This window comes from Rhizohabitans arisaemae (assembly GCF_025996515.1).
Lineage (GTDB): Bacteria > Actinomycetota > Actinomycetes > Streptosporangiales > Streptosporangiaceae > Rhizohabitans > Rhizohabitans arisaemae.
Genome location: NZ_BLRH01000009.1, coordinates 950,033 through 975,854, shown reverse-complemented (window position 1 = coordinate 975,854; position 25,822 = coordinate 950,033). Strand labels below are relative to the sequence as shown.

Sequence of the window (25,822 nt, the reverse complement as noted above, 5' to 3'; positions counted from 1 at the left end):
ACCGTCCAGACGCATCTTTAGGTCCGCGAAGGAAACGCGCATTTGAAACCGCCCGCGTTCGACTATCACGCCCCGGCCGGCGTCGACGAGGCCGTCGAGATCCTGGCCGAGGCCGGGGCGGAGGCCAAGATCCTCGCCGGGGGGCAGAGCCTCATCCCGCTGCTCAACATGCGCCTGGTGACCCCCGGGCACATCGTGGACGTCAACCGGGTCGCCGGGCTCGGCTTCGTCGAGGCCGGGCCGGACGGCGTCCGGGTGGGCGCGCTGGCCCGGCACTCCCAGGTGGAGCGATTACCGGAGCTCCGGCGGGTGCAGCCCCTGCTGGGGCAGGCGCTGCGCCTCGTCGCCCACCCGGTGATCAGAAACCGGGGGACGGTCGTCGGGAGCATCGCGCACGCCGACCCGGCGGCCGAGCTGCCCGCCGTACTCGCCCTGCTCGGCGGGTCGGTCCAGACCCGGCACGCGGCCGGGGGCCGGACGATCCCCGCCGCGGAGTTCTTCGTCGGCCCGCTCGAATCGGCCCTGGAACCGGGCGAGCTGGCCGTGTCGGTGTTCTTCCCGGCCCTTCCCCCAAGATCCGGTACGGCGTTCGCCGAGACGGCGCGCAGACACGGGGACTACGCGATCGCCGGGGTCGCCGCCCTGGTCACCCTCGGGCCGGACGGGGAACCCGAACGCGCCGCGGTGGCCTGCGTCGGGGTCGGCCCGGTCCCGATCGTCGTCGAGACGCCGTACCGGGCCGGCTGGGACGGCGCGGCGGAGGCGGTCGCGGCGGCGATCGAGCCCGAGGACGACATCCACGCCACCGCCGCCTACCGGCGGCACCTCACCGGGGTGCTCGCCGTCCGCGCGCTGGGGCAGGCCACCGAGGAGGCTCGCGGGTGAACGAGATCACGCTCACCGTCAACGGATCGGTCGCCCGGGTCGTCGTGCCCGCCAGGCGTCTGCTGTCGGACTGCCTGCGCCACGACCTCGGGCTGACCGGCACCCACGTCGGGTGCGAGCACGGGGTCTGCGGCTGCTGCACCGTCCTGCTGGACGGGGACCCGATCCGCTCCTGCCTCATGCTGGCGGTGACCGCCGACGGGCACGAGATCACCACGGTGGAGGGGCTCGCCGGGCCCGGCGGGGAGCTCTCCCCGGTGCAGCGGGCGTTCCACGAGAGCCACGCGCTCCAGTGCGGCTTCTGCACCCCCGGCTTCCTCTGCACGGTCACGGCGCTGCTCCGGGACAACCCGGCGCCGACCGAGGCGGAGGCGCTGGAGGGCGTCTCCGGGAACCTGTGCCGGTGCACCGGGTACCAGAACATCGTCAAAGCGGTCCACCGGGCCGCGGAGCTCACGGCGGAAGAGACGGGTCCGGATGACGACGAAGCTGTTCGGTGAGCCCATCCCGCGCCGGGAAGACCCTCGCCTGCTCGTCGGCGGCGGCCGGTACCTGGACGACCTCGGGCCGGGCGCGCTCGCGGCGGCCTTCGTCCGCTCCCCGCACGCCCACGCCAGGATCGCTGGCGTCGACGTCTCCGACGCGGTCGAGGTGGACGGCCTGGTCGCGATCTACCTCTGGGAGGACCTGCCCGACCGGGTCGGCGAGCCGCTGCCGCTGCTCATCCCGCATCCGGCGCTGACCCACGGCCGTACCGCCCATCCGCTCGCCCGGGACGTGGTCCGGCACGTGGGGGAGCCGGTGGCGATGGTGGTGGCCGTCGACCGGTACACGGCCGAGGACGTCTGCGCGCTGATCCGGGTCGACTACGAGCCGCTGCCGCCGGTGGTGGGCCCGGAGAACGCGGTGCAGGGCTCCGCCCTGGTCCACGCCGACGTCCCCGGCAACGTCGGCGCCCACCTCGTCCAGGAGGTCGGCAACGCCCGGGAGGCGATCGAGGAGGCGGAGCACACCCTGGCCTTCCGGCTGGACGTGGAGCGGAGCGCGTCGATGCCGCTGGAGGGGCGCGGGGTCTACGCGCGCTGGGACTCAGGCGACTCCTCGCTGCGCGTGTACACCTCCACCCAGGCCTCCACGAGCGTGCGGATGGCGATCGCGGCGACGCTGGAGCTGCCGCTGCCCTCGGTCGAGGTGGTCGCCCCGGACGTGGGCGGCGGCTTCGGCGTGAAGATCGTGCACCCGTGGCCGGAGGAGATCCTGGTGCCGTGGGCCTGCATCCGGCTCGGGCGCGAGGTCAAGTGGACCGAGGACCGCCGCGAGCACTTCATCTCCTCGGCGCACGAGCGAGCCCAGGTGCAGTACGTCAGGGTGGGGTTCGACTCCGCCGGGCGGGTGCTGGGCCTGGAGCTCAACATCCTGCACGACCACGGCGCGTACACGCCGTACGGGATCATCGTCCCGATCATCACCTCCACCCAGGCTCTGGGCCCGTACAAGATCGGCGCCTATCGGGTGGAGTTCCAGTCGATCTACACCAACACGGTCCAGGTCACGCCGTACCGGGGTGCGGGGCGGCCCCAGGGCGTCTTCGCCATGGAGCGGACGATGGACCGCATCGCCGACCATCTCGGGCTGGACCGGACCGAGGTCCGGGCGGCCAACTTCATCCAGCCGTCCGAGTTCCCCTACGACCAGGGCTTGACGTTTCAGGACGGGCGCCCGCTGATCTACGACTCGGGGGACTACCCGGCCTCGCTGGAGCTGCTGAAATCCCTGATCGACTGGGACTCCTTCGAGGAGCGCCGGGCGGAGGCGGCGGCCGAGGGGAGACGGATCGGGATCGGGCTCGGCTGCTACGTGGAGGGGACCGGCGTGGGCCCGTACGAGGGCGGGCACGTCCAGGTGACCTCCGACGGCCGGGTGCACGTCTCGACCGGGCTCACCTCGCAGGGACAGGGGCACGAGACGGTCTTCGCCCAGATCGTGGCGGAGGAGCTCGGAGTCGACATTTCCGATATTTCCGTTGTGACGGGGGATACCAGGCGCTTTCCCTACGCGGTCGGCACATTCGCCTCGCGCGCCGCCGTGATGAGCGGCAACGCCATCGCCCTCGCCACCCGCAAAGTCCGGGACAAGGCGCTCCGGGTGGCCGCCGAGGCGCTGGAGGCCGACCCCGGCGACCTGGAGATCGTGTCCGGGATCGTCCGGGTCCGCGGGAACCCCACCGCCGCGATCCCGCTGAAAACCGTCGCCGTCCTGTCCAACCCGCTGCGTTACGCCTTCGACGCCGAAGCCGCGCGGGCCACCCAGTTCGCCGCGCCCGGCTCCCCCGACGAGCCCCCGCTGAAGGAGGAACCCGGGCTGGAGGGACGCGACTACTACTCGCCGATCCGCTCCACCTTCGCCTCCGGGATGCACGCGGCCGTCGTGGAGACCGACCCGGTCACCGCGGAGATCCACATCCTGCGCTACGTCGTCGTCCACGACTGTGGAAAGTTGATAAACCCGCTGATCGTGGAGGGGCAGATTCACGGCGGGGTCGCCCAAGGGGTCGGCGGCGCCCTCTACGAGCGGATGGCCTACGACGAGCACGGCCAGCTGCTCAACGCCTCCTTCATGGACTTCCTGATGCCCTACGCCACCGAGATCCCGCGGATCGAGACCGCCCACCTGGAGACGCCGTCCCCGCTCAACCCGCTCGGCATCAAGGGCGCGGGCGAGGCGGGGGTGATCCCCGTCTCCGCGGTCGTCGCCTCCGCGATCGAGGACGCCGAAGGGCTGGTGATCAGCCGGATGCCGATCTCCCCGTCCGACCTGTACGACTTGCGCCTGGCCGCCGCCCGGGGTGAAGCCGAACGCACCTCCCGCTCGGCTGGGTAGCCTCTGCCGTACCGGCAATGCCTGGTTTGTCGCGAAATAGGCCCATGTTGGGTCCGATTAGCTTGATAGGCATGGGTCGACCCGGAGTCGGCGGACCGCTCGGACCCGCTTGCGCCTGCCGGTCCGGTTTCCGTGTGGCGTGTGCGGTGGCCGCGTTTGCCCGTACGGCATGCATTGGTTTGTTGTGAAATTTGGGCGCTTACGGCCGTACGGGCGGCGCCGGGGGGAAGAGGCGACCGGCGGGGCGGGATCCCGGCATGATCCCGGCCCGCCGGCCGCGGTGACCGTCCTGCGGGGGCTAGACGGTCTTTCGGGTGAGTCGTTTGCGGAACACCCAGTACGTCCATCCCTGGTAGGCCAGGATCAGCGGGAGCAGGATGATCCCGGCCCAGGTCATCAGGCGGAGGGTGTACGGGCTGGAGGCCGCCTCGTAGACCGTGAGGCCGGGCAGCGGCGACGGCCAGAGCGCGCCGAACAGGGTGACGGACATGACGACGATCGCCAGCGCGGTGGACAGGAACGCCGAGCCGTCCCGGGCGCGCAGGGTGAAGGCGACGGCGACGGTGAGCAGGGCCACCGCGAGCGCAGCTGTGATCTTGGTCCAGCCGGGGGCGGCGGGGACCAGGAGCGCGGACAGCGGGACCGTGGCGAAGGCGCAGGCCAGAGCGGCTTTGCGGGAACGGGCCCGGACCGACAGGCCGGTTTTGAGCGTCAGGAAGGCCGCGCCGTGCAAGGTGAACAGCGCGAGGGAGAGCAGACCGCCGAAGAGGGCGGGCAGGCTGAGCACCTCCAGGCCGACGGATCCGGGCAGGGCCCCGTACAGCAGGGTCCCGAAGACGGCACCCCACATGAAGGCGGGGATGAGGCTGCCGAAGAAGATCCCGCGATCGCACCAGGCGCGGCCTTCGGGGGTGGTCGCCTTGCCGCGGAACTCCAGCGACACACCCCGGATGATCAGGCCGACCAGGATGGCGACGATGGGGAGGTAGAAGCCGCTGAGCAGGTCGGCGTACCAGGCGGGGAAGGCGGCGAACATCGCGCCGACCGCAGTGATCAGCCAGACCTCGTTGCCGTCCCAGACCGGGCCGATCGTCCCGAGTATCACCCGCCGGTCGGTGTCGTCCCGCGAGATCATCGGGAGCAGGATCCCGACTCCGTAGTCAAACCCCTCCAGGATGAAGTAACCCATCCAGAGAACCGCTATCAGGACGAACCACAGCTCCATGACGTTCTCCTAGTAGCTCATCGCGGGTTCGGGGCGCTCCGCCGGGGTGGGCGTGGGTGTCTCCGGCGGCGGACCGGCCTTGATGTAGCGGACAAGCAGCACGGTCTCCACGATCGCCATGACGCCGTACAGGACCGTGAAGACGCTGAGCGAGATCGCGATCTCGGTGTGGGTGACCCCGGGGGAGACGCTCGCAGCGGTGAGCAGTTCGCCCTGGACGGTCCACGGCTGCCGGCCGATCTCGCTCAGCAGCCAGCCCGCGATCATCGCGATGGGCGGAAGTGGGAGGGCGAGCAGGCAGAGGCGGGCGAACCAGGTGGGCGGGGGACGGCGTTCCCGGTTCTTGCGCGGGATTCTTCGGCTTTTGTCGGGACTTGTACGGCGCCGCCGGGTCAGCCAGAGGCCGACGACCGACAGGGCGGTGGTCGCCAGGCCCAAGCCGAACATCACGCGGAAGGACCAGTACACAACGGGGAGATTGGGCCGATAGTCGCCGGGGCCGAACTGCTGGGCGAATCTGCGCTGAAGGTCCTCGGTGCCCTGGATGGTGGCGTTCGGGTCGTTGGTCGCGAGGATGCTCAGCAGTTTGGGGATCTCCACCCCAGGAATGGGGGAGAAGGGGGCGCCCTGCTCGTCGTGGCGCAGGCCCTCGGCGGCGGCGAGCTTCATCGGCTGCTGGGTGTGCAGGAGCTTGGCGGAGAGGTCACCGGTCGCCACGACCAGCACCCCGGCGGCCGCGGTGACGACCAGGGCGCCGCGCAGGCTCTTGCGGAAGACCTCGACGTCCTTGCCGCGGAGCAGATGGTAGGAGCTGACCGCCAGCACGAACACCCCGGCCACGATGAAGGCGCCCGCCACGACGTGCGGCACCTGGGCGAGCGCGGTCGAATTGGTGAGGACCGCCCAGATGTCGGTCATCTGCGCGCGTCCGTTCTCCACCACGTAGCCGACCGGGTGCTTCATCCAGGCGTTGGCGGCGAGGATGAAGTACGCGGAGATGTTCGATCCGATGGCCGCCGCCCAGATCGTCAGGAGATGGATGCGTTTGGGGAGGCGGTCCCAGCCGAAGATCCACAAGCCGAGGAACGTCGACTCCAGGAAGAACGCGAGCAGGGCCTCCAAGGCGAGCGGGACGCCGAAGACGTCGCCCACGAACTTCGAGTACTCACTCCAGTTCATCCCGAACTGGAACTCCTGCACGATCCCGGTCACCACACCGAGGGCGAAGTTGATCAGAAAGAGCTTGCCGAAGAACTTGGTGAGGCGGAGGTACTCGGGCTTGCCGGTCCGGTACCAGGCGGTCTGCATCGCCGCGACGAAGACCCCCAGGCCGATCGTGAGCGGGACGAACAGGAAGTGGTAGACGGTGGTGATCCCGAACTGCCACCGCGCCAGATCAAGTGCGTCCATGCTCTCCCCTTGCCCCAGGCTTTGCCTCTATCCAATGTAGTACTACAACACGTAGAGCAAGTGTGCGCGCCTTGGTTTTCCGGGATTTTCGAGAGGAAGATCACACCCCGCTGGTATCAAAGGCGGTCGTCGGCCGTGCTGGGTCTCCAGGGGAGGTATCAGACCGTGTACTACAGTGATATCCATAGAGAAGAAGATTTGGTATCTGGGGCCGGGGGGAACTGCATGATGGCGAAGACACAGATCGACTTGGACGACGAGGCCCTGGCCCTGGCCGCCGAGGAACTGGGCACCACCTCAAAGGTCGCCACCGTGAACGCCGCACTCCGGGAGATCGCCTACCGGCGTGCGGGAAAGAAGTTCATGGCACTGCTGGACGAGATCGACATCGACCTCACCGAGGACGCCTACGAGCGGGGAAGCGAGGAGTGACCGTCTACCTGGTGGACAAATCCGCCTGGGAGGCCGCACGCCGCGACCCCGTGGCCCGAGCCGAGATGAACCTCATCCTGAACGCGGACACCGTGGCCACCTGCCACATGGCGATGCTGGAGGTGCTGTACTCGGCGCGGAACCCCGTCGACTACGAGCGTCTGCGGTTCGCCCAGCTGTCGCTGAAACAGCTGCCCGACCCGGCCGCCGGCTCGTACGCCGAGGACATGGCGTGGGTGATGGACCGGGCGCTGGACGTGCAGCGGCTGCTCGCGCCCCAGGGGCTCTGGCGCCGACCCCCGCAGGACTTGATCATCGCCGCCTGCGCGGAACGGGTCGGGGCGACCCTGCTCCACATCGACAAGGACTTCCCGCTCATCGCCAAGATCACCGGACAGGCCGAGCGGCGCCTGGCGACCGGCGCCTAACGGGCTCGCGGGCGGACTCCGGCGGCCTTGAGGTAGGCGTCGAGGTTGCCCAGCTCGAAGCCCCGGCGCTCGATTTTGCGGACCAGCCGGCGGAAGTCCTCGGCCAGGTTCGGCCGGAAATGGAGCAAGATGACGTCCCCGGGGTAGAGCCGCTTGTCCGGGACCTGGTAGGCGATCTTCCCCTCGCGCTGCACGGTCGCCGTCCAGAGCAGGACTGCGTCGATGCCGCACTCCTTGGCGGCCCGCCGGGTCGCGGTGTTCAGATTGCCGAACGGCGGCCGGAACAGCCACGGGCGGACGCCGATCTGCTTGGCGATCACGGCCGACGCACCGCAGATCTCCCTGCGCTGGGCCTCGTAGCCGAGCAGCCGCATGTTTGGATGGGTCAACGTGTGATTCTCGAACGTGGCCCCGGCATCCCTCAGCTTCCGGAAATACGGATACTTTCCGGCACCGATGTACGAGCCCCCGGTGACGGTGGGGTCGAGCGCACCCCGCGCCTCGGCCGCGTCCCGGGTGAGGAAGACCGCGATCGGAATGCGTTCGGTACGGACGAAGTCCACGAAATGCGGATCCTGTTCCCAGCCGTCGTCGATGGTGAGGAAGACCACCTTCCGCTTGGTCGGGATCTTGCTGATCACCGGTGGGAGCCCGTCGGCGGGTTTGGGGATCCTGGCCACCTCACCGGTCCGGGGCAGGGCTCCCGGGGGAGTGGGCGGCGGGCTGGCGGGCTGTTCGGCCGCGGCCGGGTCCGGTGCTTTCGTGGACCTTGTTCCCTGCTCTCGGGTGTTCTCCGCAGGCGTGCCGCAGGAGACCAGTGCCGTGGCCATGGCCAGACAAACGCCGATTTTTCCCCTGTTGTGTGACAAGTGGCTGTCCTTCCCCCGGGATCGTCTTGGGCCCCGTACCCAAGATTTCCAACGGCACAGCAGGCTAGTGCCCTCGAAGGAGCCTCCGGACCTCCGGCACGCCTCTCCGAAAGAGCAAGCTCCTGTCCGGAGGGAGATGGACCAGGCCCGGTGGCCACCAAGATCGGTTCGGCGCAGCCCGTACGCGTGAGGCCGGGTGATCGTCGCGTTGTGCGCGCCTCCTAGGGTGCGCAGACCGCAATGATCATCGGAACAGCGGGCCGGCCGGCCGCCGGTTAAGCCCGGGAACGCCACCGGGTTCTCGCCCTCATAGATGCCCTTGCCACCGTCTGACCGGCCGATGAACGTTCAGCCGTACAGGTCCGCGGTGCCCGAGTGGTCTTCCGGCGAATCGGGGACCGGGCTTCCGAACATGCTGGGGCGGGCACAGCCCGTACCATCCGATCTCTCCTGGAATCCGACAAAGGTGACCATTTTGGCGAACTCCTCGCGGAACGCTGACACCTAATATTCCGATTGCCTCTAGGCAGGATTTGCTGTTAGCGAGTCCTCGGGGAATTCTCTAGGGTTCCTCCATGAAGGTTGCCGGAAACGCCGTCGTCGCCGCCCCCCGCGCCCGTGTTTGGGATGCGTTGCGGGATCCTGCGGTACTTGTCCGTACCATCCCTGGCGCGATCAAGCTTGAGGCGACCGGCGGCGACACCTACCGGATGACCGTCGAGGCGGGAGTCGCCTCCATCAAGGGCGTCTACCAGGGTGAAGTGGTCCTGCTCGACCCCGAGCCGCTGGACCGCTTCGTGATGAAGGCCTCCGGTCAAGGCGCCTCGGGCACGGTCGACGCCACCGTCCGGGTGAGCTTGGCCGAGGTCGACGGCGGCACCCGGATCGACTACGAGGCCGAGGCGGTCGTCGGCGGCATGATCGGCGGGGTGGGCCAGCGGGTGCTCACCTCGGTCGCGAAGAAGACCGCGACCCGGTTCTTCGCCGCGGTCGACCGGGACCTCACCAAGGACCTCTCCGTGGAGGCCTTGATCGCGGAGACGACCGGTGCGGAGGTCACCCCGGTCGCCACGCCCGTGAACGGCGTCTCGCTGAACGGCGTAGCCGCCCATCCCGCGCAAGACGTCCCCACCGTGGCGGGGGAGTCCGGTCCGGTGGCCGAGGTGCCGACCCCGGCGGAACCGCGGGAGTATGTCCGGCCGAAAGCGGAGAAGACCACCTCCCGGGCGAGCCTGTGGGCGATGCTCGCGGCCTTCGGCGCCGGCGCGGGAGTCGCCCTCGGCAGCACGGTGATCGGCTGGCTGCTCGGCCGGTCGGGTCGGCGACGCCCCTGATGCGCGACTTCACCGCGGCCGCCGTCCAGATCGCGCCGGTGCCGGGACCGCTCACCGCGGAGGGCGTCACGGCCAATCTCGCGCGGGCGGTGGAGTACGTCGAACGCTGTGCCGAGGCGACCGGCGCCGAGCTGATCGTGCTCCCCGAGTCGTGCACGACCGGTTTCACACCCGGGGTTCCCGCCGCCAGGCTGTACGAACTCGTCTCCGCGGTGCCCGGACCGATCAGCGAGCCCCTGCAGAAGGTCGCCGCCCGGCTCGGGGTGCACGTCTGTCTCGGCACCTACCGCCGTGGGCCCGCGCCGGGGATCGTCCACAACGCGGCCGTGCTCATCGGCCCGTCCGGCGACATTCTCGGGATCTACGACAAAACTCACCCTTTCGGCCCGGAGGACGCGGCCCGAGGCGGCTGGACGACCGTCGGCTCCACGGTCACCGTGGTCGAAACCGAGCTCGGCTCGATCGGCATGGCGATCTGCTTCGACGGCGACTTCCCCGAACTCTGGCGGATCCAGGCGGTCCGGGGGGCCGCGGTGATCTGCCGCCCCTCCGCGCTGCTCCGCTCGGCCGACATCTGGGAGCTGACCACCCGGGCCCGCGCCTACGACAACCACGTCTACGTGATCGGCGCCAACGCGGTCGGCGCGGACCCCGGCGGTGTGCTCTACTTCGGCAACTCGATCATCGTCACCCCGATCGCCGAGGTCGTCGCCCGGGCCGCCTCCCACGAGAGCTGGATCTCCGCCAGGATTCACCCGGACTCGGCACTTAAGTCCCTCACCCCCGGCTCGTCGGTCCCTCAGCGCTTCGACCATCTCGCCGACCGAAACTTGGCCCTTTACGGCCGCTATGCGACCGACCTCCTCGGTCCGGCCCAATCCCCGTTTCACCACGATTGACGGACTCGGGTGTTAATCTCATCCCTATAGCTCGCAGGGCTGAGTGAACAATTCGGGCATTGCTCATAAATACCCTTAAGTTGGACTGGTTTGCGGAACCCTTAACCTGGAGCTCCAACTTTTAGTAATGTCTTTGGCATGCCAACGCTAGAGCATGAAATGCCGATCGAGCTCTTCCGTAACCGGCCTGACCTCGCGGCCGCACTCCTTAAGGAGCCACTCGGCGTAGACGTTCCCGTCTACGCGGAGGCCAGGATCGAATGCGCGGATTTCACCGATGTCAAACCCACCGAGTATCGGGCTGACATGGTCATCACTTTCCGCGAATCCACCGATCCTCAAGCCCAGCCCAAGCTGGCCGTCATTGTGGAAGTCCAGCGGCGGGAGGACCGGCAAAAACGCCTGACCTGGCCCGTCTATCTGGCTACTGTCCGTCACCGTATGGATTGCCCGGTGATGTTGCTGGTTCTCTGCCCCAACGACAAGGTTGCCCGGTGGTGCACGGGTGAGATCGCCATGGGTCCACCCGGCTGGAATCTTCGTCCGTTCGCGTTGGGGCCGGGCGGAATTCCGGTGGTGACCGACCCCGAACTGGCGAGTCGCCTGCCGGAGCTGGGGGTACTCTCAGCACTGGGTCACAGCGAAGGACCACTCGCCGAGCAGGTGCTCAAATCCCTGGTCGACGGGGTGGCTTCACTGGATGAGGAGACGGCCACGCTATACCTGGACTACGTATTCGCCAAACTTTCCAAAGCCGGGAAGAAACAGCTAGGAGGACTCATGGCATCCGGGTCATACAAATACCAGGGCGACTTCGCGACGACGGTCTTCGAGGACGGTCGCTCGGAGGGCCACGCGGAGGGTCACGCGGATTCGGTTCTTAAAGTTCTTGATGTACGTGGCGTCGTAGTATCCGAGGGAATCCGGCAGCGTATCGCCGACTGTCGTGACGAGGCGCAGCTGGATATCTGGTTGGATCGGGCCGTCAAGGTCGCTTCGGCCGAGGAGCTTTTCAGAGAAGAGTTGCAATAATCTAAACCTGGAGCACCAACTCTTGGTAATGTCTCTTCCATGCAGATATCAGAACTGGATATGCCGATCGTGCTCATCCACAACCAACCTGGTCTCGCGCCGAATCTCCTCAAGGAACTGCTCGGCGTGGAGATCCCGGAATTCGAGACCGCACGAATCGAACCCACCATCTCAATCAACTTCGAAACGCCGATGTTCGAAGGCGTCGTCGTCACCTTGTGGTCGGCGGACGAATCCTGTAAGGCGCCCAAGCTCGCCATCCTGGTCGATGTTCAGCGAGAAGAGGACGAAAGAAAGCGGTACACCTGGCCGGCCGATATGGTGCTGGTCCGGGAACGCCTGCGGTGCCCGGTGATGCTACTGGTTCTCTGTCCTGACGATGAGATCGCCAGGTGGTGCGAAGAACCCATCGACGTCGCTCCTCGCTGGATTCTCCGCCCGCTGGTCCTGGGGCCGAGCAGGATCCCGGTGGTCGCCGACCCCGAGAAGGTGAAGGCCCTTCCCGAACTCGCGGTGCTGTCCGCGCTCGCCCACCGCGACGGCCCTGCCGAAGCGGAGATCCTGGAGGTGCTGCAGGAGACGCTGAATGATCCTGCGGAAGGCGCCGAAGAGCTCTACGTCGAGTACGTCAAGGCTCGCCTCACCGCCATCGACGTAGCGCAGGTCTTGGGACCCCCCGACAGCGGGGGCGACAAGTACCGTACCGAGTTCGCCTCGACGTTCTACAACGACGGATTCCTGGACGGAGAGGCCACCGGCTTCGTCAGGGGGGAAGCCCGGGCGGTCCTCACCGTACTGGAGGCACGCGGCCTGGACGTGCCCAAGCGCATTCGGGACCGTATCGCCGACTGCGACGACGAGGGACTCCTCGACGCCTGGCTACACCGAGCCGTCGCCGTAAGCGACGCCAAAGAGCTGTTCAGCAAGCACTGATTCAGTCACGAGCCGTCGGCTACCCAGCCTGGTAGTCCGTGGGCTGCCCCCTCAGCACCGGGACTGGCAACGGCTCGCCGCAAAGCCTGACACCGATCGCGCTGCTGAGCCGGCGAAGAGGTAGGTGGGCGCCCACCTACCTTCGACCGCCAGGCCCACCCGGGTGGCTTCGTCGACGAGTTTGGGAGCCACTTGTAGCCGGTTTCGGGAGCCGGATAGCGATCTTCAACGCCGCAGATGTCGGCGAAACGAGAGCCGCGAAGAGCCGCGTGCAATCCTGTTCGTACCGGCCGAGAAAGACCGTGCGGCTGCCGCGAAACGCTCGGTCTTAGCGACAGGCGTTGCAATCGTCGCACAGGGTTTTGATCCAAGGGCGTTCCCTGGCCTGGCCGGGATTACCGCAGTACTCACAGATCCTGGCCGACTCCTGTTCAGCGGCGCGTACGAGGAGTGTCGCCGCGTCGTCCTCCTGCTTGTAGCGTTCCGCCTCGTCTGGTTCGGGCCACCCGTCGCCCCCTTGGTGCAGGTGGCGCAACAGGCCGGTGCGGAGGTAGATGCGCAAGGCGCCGTACTTCTCCTTGACCTGCTGGACACTGTAGCTGGGGCTGACGGCCAGCAGTTCCTCGTGCAGGCGTAGCAGCAGCGGATGCCAGCCTGGACCGATCTCGTCAAGATGGGCGGGGATCTGATCCGACATGGCTTCATACTCTGATGCAGCGCGGTCGGCTGTCGACAGCGTCAAGAGCCCGGACGTCCCGGGCACCTGAGCCGCGCGGATGGCTCTCCACCTCATCAACACCGCACATTCCGGCCGATGATCTCGAAAGCCACTGACCAACATCTGGTTCCCAGACTCGCCAACAGAACCACCCGGGGGCGGCCACACTTCGGATTACGCTTCGCCTACGCCTTCAAACGCGTGTACGGCCCATCGTCCTGCGCATACCGTCGGTAGGGGAGTCGTCACCAGAAGCCCGGAAGGTGAACGAGACATGGTGAATGGGACTTTGGACAGGTTCGGTTGCCGAATGCGAACGTCCATCCGATAGGTGCAGATGTCTCGTCATAAGGTGCGGACCAGTAGTTGTTCTCGTAGAGCCGGGTTGCTGGGGAGCTGCATGTACTCCTCAACCGGCTCAAAGCCATTCTTGAGATAGAGCCGACGAGCAGTCTCGTTCCCGTCCACGACCCACAACTCGATCGCCCGATGACCGAGGTCCTTCGACCAGCCGACCACCTCGGAGATCAACCTTCCCGCGATTCCGGACCCTCGAGCCGCAGGCGTCACCCACATGCTGATCAGCATCGACCGGCCATCCGGCTTCTCCGGCTCCAGTCCACCCGCCATCCCCACGGGCGCCTCATCCACAAACGCGATAAACCGCACCCCGCGCCCAGGCCCCAGCGACTCCCGCCACCGCGCCTCGTCATACCCCTGCTCCTCGGCCAACGTAGACGCAAACGCATCCGGCGCATCCGCCAGCCCGGCGAGCCGCACCCTCCGCCAGACCTCCCAATCCTCCGGCCCAACCACCCGCACCTCGATCCCCACCATGTCCCGAACTGTAGTGCCGCACCCTTCTGCCATCCACGGGAGCAGCCTGAGAGGGGATGAAGATGCTCAAACCTATCTCCAGGGCGATATTTCATCCTGTGATCATCTGCTCACAGAATCGGGAACTTTGGTGCCCTCTCATGCGAGATGAAAATGAGATCTTGACTGATCGCCAAACGCCTGACATAACATCATATTTGGCAATTTATTAGGAATTTATTACGCACATCAGCGCCGGTCTGGCGCATATTCCGGCTTTCGTGGCCGGATTTACCCAGGGGGGGTTTCGGCGTGTCGTCACGTCGCCTTTTTGTGCTGCTTGCTGCCGGTTTGACGGCTGGAGCGGTTCTGGTGGCAGGTATCGGTGTCCCCGAGGATCTGGCCCAAGCCGCTACCGCGCCGCCACCCGGCACTGAGGAACGCTCCGTCGAAGGCCGTACACCGCCGAAGCCCAAAGAGTACTCCGGGCCTGAGGACAAGTTGGAGCCGAAACCGGCCAAGCTCACCTGGCCCAATGCCGGTACGGCCGTGGTGGACGTTCCTGTGCCCGGTGCCAAACCCCAGAAAGCCCAGGATCTGCCGGTCTCGGTCAGGAACGTTCCCGCCAGGGATTCAAGCCCGGTGACCAAGGTCCGAGTTGAGTCGCTTGGGCCGCAGGTGGCCAAGCGACTCGGTGGTGTGGGCCTGGCGGTCAGGGTGTCCCGAGCCGACGGTGGTGACCGCCCTGGAATCGCACGCCTGGCGTTCGACTACAGCGGGATCCGTGACCTTTATGGCGGCTCATTCGGCGAGCGACTCAAGCTGGTGCGTCTTCCGGGATGTGCGGTACGGCGTGGCGCGGGGGAGGGCTGTTCACTGCGGCCGGAGCCGGTTCAGCTCATCCGTGACGGCACAAAGGACCAGCTGATCGCGGATCTCCCCGTCGCGGCTCAACGTGCACCGATCCAGGGTGACGGGTCTCCGCCGCTCCTGCCGGGCAAGGACGCGCAAGCCGAACAGGACGCCGACGCCGTGTTCATGATGTCGTCCTCGACCTCGGGGGAAGGCGGAAATTTCGCGGCGACGGATCTCAAGCCGACCGGTACCTGGACGACGGGTCTCTCATCCGGTTCGTTCTCCTACAGCTATCCGATCGCCGAGCCGCCGTCGGTGGCGGGCTCGGGCCCCGGCATGGCCCTCGCCTACGACGCGTCCCGGATCGACGGCATGACGGCCGGGTCGAACAACTTCTCCGGCTGGGTGGGTCTCGGCTGGGAGGTGACCGGTGGCGGCTACATCGAGCGGCGTTACCGCGCCTGCGGGACCTCCGCGGCGGAGGGGGACACCGCTGCCAAGCACCCGGATCAGGATGACATCGGGCATATGTGCTGGCATGCGGTCGGCGGCTACCCGGAGTACGTCGTCAGCCTCGGCGGCAAATCGTCCAAGATTGTCTATCGGAACGGCCGTTTCCAGAGTGTCGACCAACCGACGTGGAAGGTCGAGTTCTCCGGCTTCAGCTTCCCGCACTGGGAGCCGAACCAGGGTGTGCCCCAGCCGCCGGATTCGTTCGAGTACTCCTCGTGGACGGTGCGGACACCTGACGGCGGCGTACACACGTTCGGCACCGGCGACGCCTCACGCTGGCGGATGCCGTTCATCGGCGATGATCAGGGAGATCCCTGCCAGAGCCGGTATCCCAGGCCGACCTTCCCCGGCGGCACATCGACGCCGCAGTGGCCACCGACCCCGCCGGAGCCGTCCTGCCGAGGCGTGTGGCGGTGGAACATCGATCAGAGCATCGACCCCAACGAGAACGTGACGGATTACCACTACACCAAGGAGACCAACCAGTACGTCCTGCGGCACCGCACCTGTCAGGGCGGGCCGAACGACCCCTTCCCGGTGCCGTGCAACACGCCGATCGGCTACGACCGGGGCGGTTACCTCAGCAGGGTGGAATGGGGGGCGAACACCCAGGTCGCGGGGAGCCAGCACGTCGCCAGGGTGGTCTTCAACTCGGTCAACCGATGCCGGGCCGGGATGGTCCGCGAAGACCCGCTTGCCAACCCCTACACCACAGATCCCTGCCCGGTCGCCGACGACGACACCCTCGAGCCGCCCCCACCGGGCCAGCCGAACTACTCCTGCCAGGAGATCCCGCCCGATCCGACCGACCCGAACAGTGGACCGGTCGGTGGTAGCCAGTGCAGCTGGGACCTGCCGCAAGATCTCAACTGCGACCAGAACGACGTCTGTCTGGCCGGTTCCCCGGGGTTCTTCGTGGCCCGCCGCCTGGACTCGATCGTCACCGAGAGCCGGAACCCGGCCACCTCGGGCTGGGACAACGTCACCAAGCTTCAGCTCCGCCAGAAATACATCGGTGGATGGGAGGTCATCCCAGGTCAGAAGGTGGCCCCGGCTCTGTGGCTGGATTACGTCCGGCCGGTCGGCTTGATCGGTGACGACGCCAACCAGATCAGGCTTCCCGTGGTTGAGTTCGACGCGGCCCTGCTCCCGGTGGGCCCGATGGCGGACGCCTTCCCCAGAGCCCAGTATCCGCGGGTCGCGGCGATCGCCAACGGCTTGGGTGGCCGGATCGAGGTCCACTACGGCCAGGCCAACCTGTGTCCGAGCGGCACCGCCCTGGAAAGCGTGAGCTGGGATCGGGCGGAGTTCGACTGCTACCAGCCGTTCGAGTACTGGAACAAGGGCGTCTGCGTGGAGTGGGCGGATCCCAACCGGCACCGGTGCATCCGGTGGGGTCCCCGCTTCGGCTCCTACGGGGTGTACCACAAGTACCTGGTCGCCAAGGTGGTGGAGAAGGACCTCGTCGGTGGCTCACCGGATATGGTGACCCGCTACGAGTACGTCGGCAAGCCGGCGTGGGCGCGATCGAGCGGCTGGGGGGCCGACAACCAGGAACTCACCTGGAGCGAGTTCCGCGGCTACCAGACGGTCCGCGTGATCAAAGGCTCCGGTGACGATCCCGAGCAGTACAGCGTCTCCTCCCAGTCGTTCTACCGAGGCATGTACGACGATTCGTACTACGGCTGGATACCCAAGGGCACCTTGGTCACCGACTTCGAAGGCAACGTCCACCCCGACCGCCGATGGCTGGCCGGGCAGGTGCTGCAGGAGCAGAGCTGGCGGATGAAGCAGGTCGGGGCCGGTGCCCAGCAGATCGCCTCGAAAACCACAGCCGGTCCGTCGGCGAAGCCTTCAGCGCCGGTAGCCGATGGGGCGGCTCATGTCGCGGCATCGCTGATCGCGGTGGCGTCGGGCAAGCCGACACGGGTGGCCGGCCCGCCCGGAGCACCGGAAACCATGGCCAATCCGGATGGGCTGGGCTTCTCGGTCGTGCTTCCCTTGGTTCGGGACCTTGAGGTCTTCAGCGCTGCGAGTTCCAGCCTGCCTGAGAACAGTCAGTACATCAACGTGGGTTCCAATTTCGAGTATCACCGCCGTGCCCTGATGAAGTTCGACACCGCATCCCTGGTCGGGAAGACCGTGACCAGTGCGGCGCTGGAACTGTGGGACGCCAACGACTACGGATGCCTTGGTACGAACAATGACATGCGGGTATCCCGGATCACGCAGAACTGGCTGGCGACCGTGTTCTGGAGCACCCAGCCCGGGGTGACCGCGGACGGCGCCGCGGTGATCACACGTCCGGCCACCTGCCCCGCGGGGACCCTCTCCTGGCCGATCACGGCGATCGCCCAGGCGTGGGCGGACGGCACGGCGAACCACGGCGTGCAGGTCCGGGCGGTCACCGAGGCCATCGGCCACAACAGCCGATACTCCGTCATCCGATCCTCCGAGTACACCGGTACGAACGGTCACACCCCACGCCTCAAGGTCGTCTACACCCTGTCGGACCCGGGAATCAGCGGTCTCGCGGTCACACCTTCCCAGGTGGTGAACGGGACACCGGTGACCTCGACGCTGACCCCGGCTTTGTCCGGCCTGGTCTCCGACCCCGCCGGCGGCTCGCTGACCGGAGAATTCCAGGTGGAGCACGACCCCACTGCCCCCTCCGGTCAGGGTACGGGGGTCATCTGGTCGGGCGCCTCCGCTGCGGTCACCCCGGGTAACGCCGCCTCCGTGACGCTACCGGCGGCCACCCTGACCGACGGGTGGCTGGTCCGCTGGCGGGCTCGGGCGGTCAACGCCGGGCGGGGTACGGCCTCGGCCTGGTCGGGCTGGCAGACGCTCAAAGTGGATCTGCCCAAGCCATCCGTGGATCAGCTGCAGGTCACCCCGTCCACCCAGGTGAACGGTCAGACGGTCACCTCCTCCTACACACCGAGTCTGCACACGACCGTGACCCATCCATCCGCCGCCTCCTCCACAGCCGAGTTCGAGGTGGAGCACGCTCCGTCTGCTCCGGCGGGTCAGGGCACAGGCGCGATCTGGTCGGGTTCGGTGGTGAACGTGGCTTCCGGTGCGCAAGCCTCAGCGACCGTCCCCGGAGGCAGGCTCGCCGACCGCTGGCAGGTCCGTTGGCGTGTCCGCGCGGTGAGCGGAGGTATGGCGTCCGCTTGGTCGGCCTGGCAGGCGTTGGCAGTGGACACCCCGGATCCGACGGTCAGCGCACTCCAGGTGACCCCGTCCACCCAGGTCAACGGCGAGACGGTCACCTCTTCGGTCACGCCGAGCCTGCGGGCGACACTGACCGATCCGGAGAACGGGACGCTGACCGGCCAGTTCGAGGTGGAGCATGCTCCCTTGGCTCCGGCGGGTCAGGGCGCGGGGGCGATCTGGTCGGGTTCGGTGGCCGGTGTGGCTTCCGGTGCCCAGGGTTCGGTGACCGTTCCCGCGGCGAAGCTGTCCGACGGGTGGCTGGTCCGCTGGCGGGCGCGAGCCGTGACCGCCGGTTCGTCCTCGGCCTGGAGCGCCTGGGCGGAGCTGCGGGTGGATGTGCCCGATCCGGTCGTCGATCAGCTTCAGGTGACTCCGTCGGCACAGGTGAACGGGACGACGGCGACAGGCAGCCTGACCCCTGCCTTGCTGGCCCGGGTGACCGACCCGCAGGGTGCCGTACTGTCCGCCGAGTTTGAACTGGAACACGCTCCCTCGGCTCCGGCCGGTCAGGGCACAGGCGCGATCTGGTCGGGTTCGGCGACAGGGGTCGCCTCGGGTAGCCAGGCCTCGGTGACCGTTCCCGAGGGGAAACTGACGGACGGGTGGGCGGTCCGCTGGCGGGTTCGCGCCGTCAACGCCGCGGCCGGTTCGGCGTCGAGCTGGACCACATGGTCCGACCTGCGGGTCGATCTTCCTGACCCGGATCCGGCGCTCTCTGTGAATCAGCCCCAGGTCACGCCGGCACAGCTGGTCGGCGGTCAGGTCGTCACCTCCTCGCTCGTTCCGCAGCTGCACGTGACCGTTTCCCACCCCGCCGGTGGACCGCTCGGCGCCGAATTCCAGCTGGAGCACGCTCCGTCGGCTCCGGCCGGTCAGGGCAGTGGTGCGATCTGGTCGGGTTCGGTGGCTGGCGTGGCTTCCGGCGCTCAGGCTTCGGTGACCGTCGCCGCCGGTCGGCTGGCCAACGGCTGGATCGTCCGCTGGCGGGCCCGCGCCACCAAGGCGGACGCGTTCTCCGTCTGGTCCGCCTGGCAGGAACTCCGGGTCGACCTACCCCCACCTGTCGTCGGCGACCTGCAGGTCAGCCCGTCCCAGAGCGTCAACGGACTGATCACCACCTCCTCCCTGACTCCCGAACTCCGCGCCACCGTGACCGAACCCACTGGGGCTGCCTCACGGGCGGAGTTCGAGGTGGAGCATGCTCCGTCGGCTCCTGCGGGCCAGGGGAGTGGTGTGATTTGGTCGGGTTCGGTGGCGAGTGTGGTGTCGGGTGGGCAGGCGACGGTGTCCGTACCGGCTGCGACGTTGTCCGACGGCTGGCAGGTCCGCTGGCGGGTCCGTGCACTCAACCCCGTCCTGAGTACGGCGTCCGTGTGGTCGCCCTGGCAGGAACTCGCCGTCGACTACCCCGATCCGCTCGTCGAACATCCGCAGGTCACCCCGTCCGACCTCGTCGACGGCACGATCGTGACCACCAGCCTCACGCCTTCCCTGCACGTCACCGTCACCGATCCGGCCGGAGCCGCACTGCGGACCGATTTCGAGGTGGAGCATGCTCCGTCTGCGCCTGCGGGCCAGGGTTCGGGTTTGATCTGGTCGGGTTCGGTGCCGGGGGTCGCCTCGGGTGGGCAGGCGACGGTGTCCGTACCGGCCGCCACGCTGTCCGACGGCTGGCAGGTGCGCTGGCGGGCCAGAGCTGCGAGCCCCTCGGCGACATCCGCCTGGTCGTCCTGGTCGAACCTGACAGTCGACCGCCCCGACCCCGTACTCGACCAGTTCGGTGTTACGCCGTCCCGGGTGACCGGGGGAGAGCGGATCAGCACCTCGCTCACACCACAGCTGTCCGCGCGGGTTACCGAGTCGTCCGGTGCTGCCAGTGCCGTCGAGTTCCAGCTTGAGCACTCCCCGTCCGCGCCTCCCAGCCAGGGCAGCGGCTTGATCTGGGCGGGTTCGGCGGCGAACGTCCCCTCCGGGGGGCAGGCTGCGGTAGCCGTACCGGCACAGCTGCTCACCGAAGGCTGGAAGGTACGCTGGCGCGTCCGCGTCGCCTCCTACTCCTGGTCCACCTGGCGCCACTTCACCGCCGGGCAGCCCGCCGCCACCCTGACCGCAGGCGACCTGGAGATGACCCCGTCCTGGGTCACCGCCGGTCAGCGCGTCACCTCGACCCCGTCCCCAACGCTCTCCGCACACATCGCCGGCGCACGCGGCACCAACCTGCGCGCCGAGTTCGAACTCCAGACCTCCCCCGGCGGAGCACTCCTTTGGAGAGGTGCCTCCAGCCTGGTGGTCACCGGCGGCCGAGCCTCCGCCACCGTCAACGCCAGCCTCAGCTCCGGGTGGCAACTCCGCTGGCGTGTCCGTGCCGTAGCCGGCACCAACACCTCCGCTTGGTCGCCCTGGCAGACATTCACCTACGACCGCCTCGCCGTCGACCCCGGCCCCGCCCCCGGCAAATACGAAGAGATCCAGTCGACCCGGCACGAATACTGGATGTGGACCGACGCGGCGGGTGGCGAGCCAAGCATCTACGACCCCGTCATCGTCAAACCGTCCAAGGAACGCACCCGAACCGTCCTCGCCGACGGCGGCTACCGTTGGGGCCAGTCCCTCACCGCCTACAACAACGACGGCTACCCCACCCAGGTCAACAACCACGGCGACCTGGCCGTCCCCACCGACAACACCTGCACCCGAACGACCTACGTCGGTAACACGAGCCCGTGGATTCTGGGCTTGCCGTCTGCTGAGGAAACCCGCGAAGGGGACTCATGCAGTGCAGGGCGGCTGCTCGGGAAGAAGATCACCCTGTACGACGGCGGTACCGACCCCGCGACCAACACCCCGTCGGATGGCAATCCCACCGAGATGCGCAGCTCCATCAATGAGACTGCCATCTCCACGGTCAGAACCACCTACGACAACTACGGCCGCCCCACCGCAATGACGGACGCGCTGGGGAAGACCACCACGACGGTCTTCAACCCCGCGGTGAACTGGCCAACCAACGGAGTGACGGCAACCAATCCGCTGGGGCATCAGATAACGAAGTGGACGTCCCCCTACCACGGAAACACGGTTGGCATCCGGGGGACGAACCTCCAGGACACCAACATCGACTACGACGCGCTGGCCCGTACCACCACGCTCTGGACGCCTTTGCAGCCAAAGAGCGGAGGAACCCCTGCCGGAAAGATCACTTACTCGATCCCCTACGACGGGTCGATCGAGCAGCCCACGGCGGCGGTGAGCTCCTCAGTGAGCCAGCTTCACGCCGGGGCCGGCGCGAATGCGAAATGGCTGACCAAGCACACCTACATCGATGGCTTCGGGCGTAAGCGGGAGATTCAGGCGGCTTCGCCTGCCGGTGGACGCATCGTCTCCGTGATGGCTCACAACTCCCGTGGCCAGGAGTGGGCGGCTTCGGGCCCCGTCCACAATGAGGACGCTGCGGGCTCGGGACTTCTGAACCCCGCGATGAAGGACCTGGCGTCCTGGAGCGAAACCGTCTACGACGGTACAGACAACGCTGTCGCCAAGATCGACTACAACCTGAGCACCGAACTGCGTCGCACCACCACCCGGTTCCTCGGTGACCGCGAAGAGTTGATCGACCCCAAGGGCAACAAGACCGTCCACCACGTCGACATCGGCGGCAAGGTGACCAAGGTCGAGGAATGGATCGATGCCGTAACCCACTACGACACGACCTACGAGCACGACCACGCGGGCAAGCCAACGAAGATCATCGACGCCAAGGGGAACGTACGGACCTTTACCTACGACCTGCTGGGTCGTCGAATCGCGGGAACCGACCCCGATTCCGGATCTTCGACAAGCACTTATGACGCCGCAGGCCGGATGATCTCAAGTATCGACGGCAAGGGTCAGAAGCTCTCCTACGTCTACGACGACATGGGCCGGCGTACCGCCCAGTGGGCCGGTGAGGTTGGGAACGGAACGAGGCTCGCGGAATGGGTGTACGACACCCTGCACAAGGGGCAGCTGACCTCGGCGACACGCTGGACCGGGGGCCAGCCTTACGTCGATACGGTGACCGGCTACGACGTGATGGGTCGGCCGACCGGATCCACATTGTCGATTCCGGCGTCCGAGGGGCTGCTCGCGGGCAACTACTCGTTTAGCGCCTCCTATGACACCGCAGGACGCATCGCATCCGTCGGTATGCCTGCTGTCGGTGGGCTTCCCGCCGAGACGATCACCTCCTCCTACAGCGACCAGGGCCTCGCACACGGTCTCACCTCCGATTTCGGGGGCGGATTCACCTACGTCAAGGAGACTCGTTTCTCGAAGACAGCGCTCCCGATTGAGCGTCTGTATGGAGCCAGCAGCCAGGTCCGACGGAGCATGACCTGGGACGACGGGACCGGATACCTGACCAATGTCAGGACGACCGCCAGGTCTGGCACCTCCAGTGTGAACACGGCGCAGGACGACCAGCTCTTCTACGACGTCGGCGGAAACATCACCCGAATCCTGGACAAGGCCGGATCCCAATCGGAGTGTTTCGCCTACGACGCCCTGGAGCGGCTGCGCCAGGCCTGGACGACAACGGCTGGCAACTGCGCGAGCGGTTCCGCCGACGGACTGGGCACCTCCCCCTACAATCTGGGCTACACCTACGATGCCGTCGGCAATATCACCAAGGTGAACTCCTCTGGGGCTGAATCGGTCTACCACTATCCGGCCTCGGGACCGACCGCGGTACGCCCGAATGCGGTGACCAGAATCAGCGGTACAGCGGGTGACGACACCTACGCCTACGACGCGGCGGGGCAGTTGCTCACCCGCGTGGCGGACGGCAAATCCGCAGGCTTCGAATGGAACGAGCTCGGACAACTCGCCAAGGCAGTCGTGGACGGCGCCACCACCTCGATGGTCTACGACGCAGACGGCGAGCGCCTGATCCGCCGCGAAGCGGGCAAGACTGTGCTCTACCTCGGCTCGATGGAACTGGAACTCGCCGGCGGCCAGGTCACCTGCAAGCGGTACTACACCTCACCCGACGGCGCCACGGTGGCGCTCCGCACCGGCGGCAGCGGCCTCACCTGGCTGCTCTCAGGCCTGCACGGCAGCGAGCAACTCGCCATCGGCGACACCACCGGCCAGGTAAGTCGGCAGCGTTACCTCCCATACGGAGAACAGCGCGGCGGAGACTTCCTACCCCAGACCGACCGCGGATTCCTGGGCAAAGTCGAAGACGCCGCGACCGGACTGACCTATCTGTCGGCCCGGTATTACGACCCGGCCATCGGCAAGTTCATCTCCCCAGACCCGCTGCTCGACCTACGCCGCCCGCAATGGTCAAACCCCTACTCCTACGCCGGCGACAACCCCATCGGCCTCTCCGACCCAACCGGTTTGGCGGTAGATCCTGACGACTGCAAGAAAGGCGGGAAGGCAGGCCACTGCCGGGAAGAGAGATCGAGGATTGCTTGTGAGAAAACGTACGGCAAGTCGGAATGTCAGCAATGGCGAATTGCGGCGGCTTTGGCCCAAAAGACTCGCGAGTTCCTTGATGGCTGTGTATTGAAGTTTGATACCCCGCAGCAATTCAATAACTGTGTCGATAGGGCCAATTGGCTTGGGTTGTCGCAAGATGACTGGACTGCAATGAACGAGGAGGCGTTCAAGAAAACCGAGCTTGCCCAAATGATGGACTTCCTCGCCGGAGACTGGATCGCTTGCCATGGGGGCAACTACATGGCGTGTGTATCTGCGGCGCTCGATGCTCTACCGGGCAAGAAAGTAGTCGGCCTGGTAGGAAAATCCTTCTCAAAGTTGGGTACGGCGCTAAAGACGGCCGCGAAGGCTTGCAGTAGCTTCGTTCCCGACACCGAGGTTTTGATGGGAGACGGGACCTATAAGCACATCGAGGACGTCAAGATCGGGGATAAGGTCTTGGCTACTGATCCTGAGACAGGAAAGACCGCCGGAAAACCGGTTATTGTGCTGATCAGCGGTGAAGGCGACAAAGAGCTCTTCCAAATCACGGTGGACACTGACGGAGACTTGGGTAACCAAACTGGTGTCGTTACCGCCACCGCAGAACATCCGTTCTGGGTCAACGACCACAGCCGATGGCTGAATGCTGATCAGCTAGTAGTGGGCATGCGTCTTCTCAGTTCGACAGGCGACACTCACAAAGTATCTGAGATGATGCATTATCGCCAGCTTGGCGCGAGAGTTCGAAATCTCACTGTTGACGAGCTGCATTCGTATCATGTTGCTGTTGGAGATTCGGATGTACTTGTCCATAACGCAGCTCCGTGCATTAAGGTTTCCGTCTCATTCGGAGACTGGGGTACTAAGGGTGCTCATGTATACATAGGCAACAAGGAAGCCCGTATTTTCCCGGATGGCAAGGGGGGGGTTGGGGTTGTGGGAATTCGACTTCGAAACGGTCTGCCTAGCAGCGCGCAACTCCAGCAGGTCGCCGACGCTATCGCTTTCGACTCACAGTTGCGCGCGAGTCTAATTCGGAATGCGAAGGACATGATGGCGCGTATGAACAGGGGCGAACTGGGCATGAAGAGGAATCGTGCAGCGGAAATGCATTTCTTGATTAAGGCTTTGGAGAAAATGGGATGAGTGATTTGGATTTCTACGCACAAGCGGCAACGGCAAATGTCGTGCTGGGAGTCAGCCTCGGATCAGTGCCAGAGGAGGTGCAGAATCGGTTTGGTGCGGACTTCATCGATGATCGGAGGCGAGGGGTCCTGCGCCGGGACTACGGCCTGTTGGAATTTTCATTCTTTCGGGATATTGACTGGAAGTGTGGAGCTATTGGTATTCAAGTCCATAGGCTATTATGGGCCGACCCTGACGCTGTTCCTTCTGCTTTGATAGTGAAGTATGGGGATTTTGCAAATCGTCTGACAATTTCATCTCTGAAAGATGTCATAAGTGATGCTGGGTTTGAGCTTGATGAGGTGTCTGGGCAGGATGGAGATGAGTTCATTCAATTTTGTGTGGTTCAATCAGGTGTGGAGATCATCGTGGTTGGCTGCCCAATGATGATTGGGGGTGCAAGCTATAATACTGGCGATGTTTGGTCTATTCATATTTCTGGCACAATAAGGCCTATTCAATAGCGGCAGGGTGATCCACCCGAAGAAGTGCAGGGCAACTATCGCATCAAGGGCCTCGGAGAACTTGTGCAGTGGTTCACGGAACGGCGTGGCAAGCATCGCCTACGAGGAGCTACACCAGCAAAGATCGACTAGCCTGACATAGGCGGCATGACACCTCAACGCGTGTCCGCAGAGGAAGGCCCGCCCCCCGCAGGACTGGGATCAAGCGCTACCCCCATGCTTAGTGAGCCGTTTGACTGGGTGGCTGCCTTCTGGACGA

The 25,822-nt window shown here is 66.2% G+C and carries 16 protein-coding genes; 11 read left to right on the top strand and 5 right to left on the bottom strand.

What is annotated here, in order from left to right; genetic code table 11:
* Positions 1-42: 42 nt before the first annotated feature.
* The 3 genes from RUR_RS05140 to cutA are packed head-to-tail and all read left to right on the top strand — an operon-like array spanning position 43 to position 3,765.
* On the top strand, positions 43-885 hold the full coding sequence (locus tag RUR_RS05140) for an FAD binding domain-containing protein (RefSeq protein WP_283133688.1): 843 nt from the start codon (positions 43-45) through the stop codon (positions 883-885).
* Positions 882-1,385, top strand: coding sequence for a (2Fe-2S)-binding protein (locus RUR_RS05135; RefSeq protein WP_283133687.1), 504 nt, complete (start codon positions 882-884; stop codon positions 1,383-1,385). Before RUR_RS05140 ends, RUR_RS05135 begins: the two co-directional genes overlap by 4 nt.
* Complete coding sequence (gene cutA, locus RUR_RS05130; protein ID WP_283133686.1) at positions 1,363-3,765, top strand: aerobic carbon-monoxide dehydrogenase large subunit; 2,403 nt, start codon at positions 1,363-1,365, stop codon at positions 3,763-3,765. Before RUR_RS05135 ends, cutA begins: the two co-directional genes overlap by 23 nt.
* Positions 3,766-4,063: 298 nt before the next feature.
* Here the strand turns inward: cutA and cydB are convergent, their stop codons facing one another.
* Together cydB and RUR_RS05120 are read right to left on the bottom strand one after the other, a co-directional pair.
* Positions 4,064-4,990: a cytochrome d ubiquinol oxidase subunit II gene (gene cydB, locus RUR_RS05125; RefSeq protein ID WP_283133685.1), complete on the bottom strand. Its 927-nt coding sequence runs from the start codon at positions 4,988-4,990 to the stop codon at positions 4,064-4,066.
* A gap of 9 nt (positions 4,991-4,999) precedes the next feature.
* Positions 5,000-6,400: a cytochrome ubiquinol oxidase subunit I gene (locus tag RUR_RS05120; protein WP_283133684.1), complete on the bottom strand. Its 1,401-nt coding sequence runs from the start codon at positions 6,398-6,400 to the stop codon at positions 5,000-5,002.
* A gap of 228 nt (positions 6,401-6,628) precedes the next feature.
* On the opposite strand from RUR_RS05120, the gene RUR_RS05115 reads away from it, so the two are divergent.
* Both RUR_RS05115 and RUR_RS05110 read left to right on the top strand, forming a co-directional pair.
* The gene (locus tag RUR_RS05115) at positions 6,629-6,832 is read left to right on the top strand and encodes a type II toxin-antitoxin system VapB family antitoxin (protein ID WP_283133683.1); all 204 of its coding nucleotides are present in this window, start codon (positions 6,629-6,631) and stop codon (positions 6,830-6,832) included.
* Positions 6,829-7,260: a PIN domain-containing protein gene (locus RUR_RS05110; RefSeq protein WP_283133682.1), complete on the top strand. Its 432-nt coding sequence runs from the start codon at positions 6,829-6,831 to the stop codon at positions 7,258-7,260. Before RUR_RS05115 ends, RUR_RS05110 begins: the two co-directional genes overlap by 4 nt.
* Here RUR_RS05110 and RUR_RS05105 read toward each other — a convergent pair.
* Positions 7,257-8,090, bottom strand: a complete 834-nt coding sequence (locus RUR_RS05105) for a polysaccharide deacetylase family protein (protein WP_283133681.1) — start codon at positions 8,088-8,090, stop codon at positions 7,257-7,259. The genes RUR_RS05110 and RUR_RS05105 overlap by 4 nt on opposite strands.
* A gap of 614 nt (positions 8,091-8,704) precedes the next feature.
* Here RUR_RS05105 and RUR_RS05100 point away from each other — a divergent pair.
* From RUR_RS05100 to RUR_RS05085, 4 genes are all read left to right on the top strand, one after another.
* Positions 8,705-9,463 (top strand): SRPBCC family protein, encoded by a 759-nt coding sequence (locus RUR_RS05100; protein ID WP_283133680.1) that lies wholly within the window; start codon positions 8,705-8,707, stop codon positions 9,461-9,463.
* On the top strand, positions 9,463-10,362 hold the full coding sequence (locus RUR_RS05095; RefSeq protein WP_283133679.1) for a carbon-nitrogen hydrolase family protein: 900 nt from the start codon (positions 9,463-9,465) through the stop codon (positions 10,360-10,362). Before RUR_RS05100 ends, RUR_RS05095 begins: the two co-directional genes overlap by 1 nt.
* A gap of 138 nt (positions 10,363-10,500) precedes the next feature.
* The gene (locus RUR_RS05090) at positions 10,501-11,394 is read left to right on the top strand and encodes a hypothetical protein (RefSeq protein ID WP_283133678.1); all 894 of its coding nucleotides are present in this window, start codon (positions 10,501-10,503) and stop codon (positions 11,392-11,394) included.
* 39 nt (positions 11,395-11,433) lie between these two features.
* On the top strand, positions 11,434-12,327 hold the full coding sequence (locus RUR_RS05085) for a hypothetical protein (RefSeq protein ID WP_283133677.1): 894 nt from the start codon (positions 11,434-11,436) through the stop codon (positions 12,325-12,327).
* Between the two features lie 328 nt (positions 12,328-12,655).
* Here RUR_RS05085 and RUR_RS05080 read toward each other — a convergent pair whose 3' ends face one another.
* A complete protein-coding gene (locus RUR_RS05080; protein ID WP_283133676.1) occupies positions 12,656-13,024 on the bottom strand; it encodes a hypothetical protein in 369 nt (122 codons plus the stop codon).
* Between the two features lie 366 nt (positions 13,025-13,390).
* Entirely contained in the window at positions 13,391-13,882 is a 492-nt protein-coding gene (locus RUR_RS05075) for a GNAT family N-acetyltransferase (protein ID WP_283133675.1), read from the bottom strand.
* 1,986 nt (positions 13,883-15,868) lie between these two features.
* Between RUR_RS05075 and RUR_RS05070 the strand changes: the two genes are divergently transcribed.
* Together RUR_RS05070 and RUR_RS05065 are read left to right on the top strand one after the other, a co-directional pair.
* The gene (locus RUR_RS05070; protein WP_283133674.1) at positions 15,869-25,060 is read left to right on the top strand and encodes a polymorphic toxin-type HINT domain-containing protein; all 9,192 of its coding nucleotides are present in this window, start codon (positions 15,869-15,871) and stop codon (positions 25,058-25,060) included.
* On the top strand, positions 25,057-25,563 hold the full coding sequence (locus RUR_RS05065) for a hypothetical protein (RefSeq protein WP_283133673.1): 507 nt from the start codon (positions 25,057-25,059) through the stop codon (positions 25,561-25,563). The genes RUR_RS05070 and RUR_RS05065 overlap by 4 nt, the downstream gene beginning before the upstream one ends.
* The last annotated feature ends 259 nt before the right edge of the window (positions 25,564-25,822 follow it).

Coding starts and splice junctions, on each gene's coding strand:
- RUR_RS05080 (WP_283133676.1), bottom strand. CDS start 13,024: ATGTCGGATCAGATCCCCGCCCATCTTGACGAGATCGGTCCAGGCTGG.
- cutA (WP_283133686.1), top strand. CDS start 1,363: ATGACGACGAAGCTGTTCGGTGAGCCCATCCCGCGCCGGGAAGACCCT.
- cydB (WP_283133685.1), bottom strand. CDS start 4,990: ATGGAGCTGTGGTTCGTCCTGATAGCGGTTCTCTGGATGGGTTACTTC.
- RUR_RS05065 (WP_283133673.1), top strand. CDS start 25,057: ATGAGTGATTTGGATTTCTACGCACAAGCGGCAACGGCAAATGTCGTG.
- RUR_RS05085 (WP_283133677.1), top strand. CDS start 11,434: ATGCAGATATCAGAACTGGATATGCCGATCGTGCTCATCCACAACCAA.
- RUR_RS05095 (WP_283133679.1), top strand. CDS start 9,463: ATGCGCGACTTCACCGCGGCCGCCGTCCAGATCGCGCCGGTGCCGGGA.
- RUR_RS05115 (WP_283133683.1), top strand. CDS start 6,629: ATGGCGAAGACACAGATCGACTTGGACGACGAGGCCCTGGCCCTGGCC.
- RUR_RS05120 (WP_283133684.1), bottom strand. CDS start 6,400: ATGGACGCACTTGATCTGGCGCGGTGGCAGTTCGGGATCACCACCGTC.
- RUR_RS05090 (WP_283133678.1), top strand. CDS start 10,501: ATGCCAACGCTAGAGCATGAAATGCCGATCGAGCTCTTCCGTAACCGG.
- RUR_RS05105 (WP_283133681.1), bottom strand. CDS start 8,090: ATGGCCACGGCACTGGTCTCCTGCGGCACGCCTGCGGAGAACACCCGA.
- RUR_RS05100 (WP_283133680.1), top strand. CDS start 8,705: ATGAAGGTTGCCGGAAACGCCGTCGTCGCCGCCCCCCGCGCCCGTGTT.
- RUR_RS05075 (WP_283133675.1), bottom strand. CDS start 13,882: ATGGTGGGGATCGAGGTGCGGGTGGTTGGGCCGGAGGATTGGGAGGTC.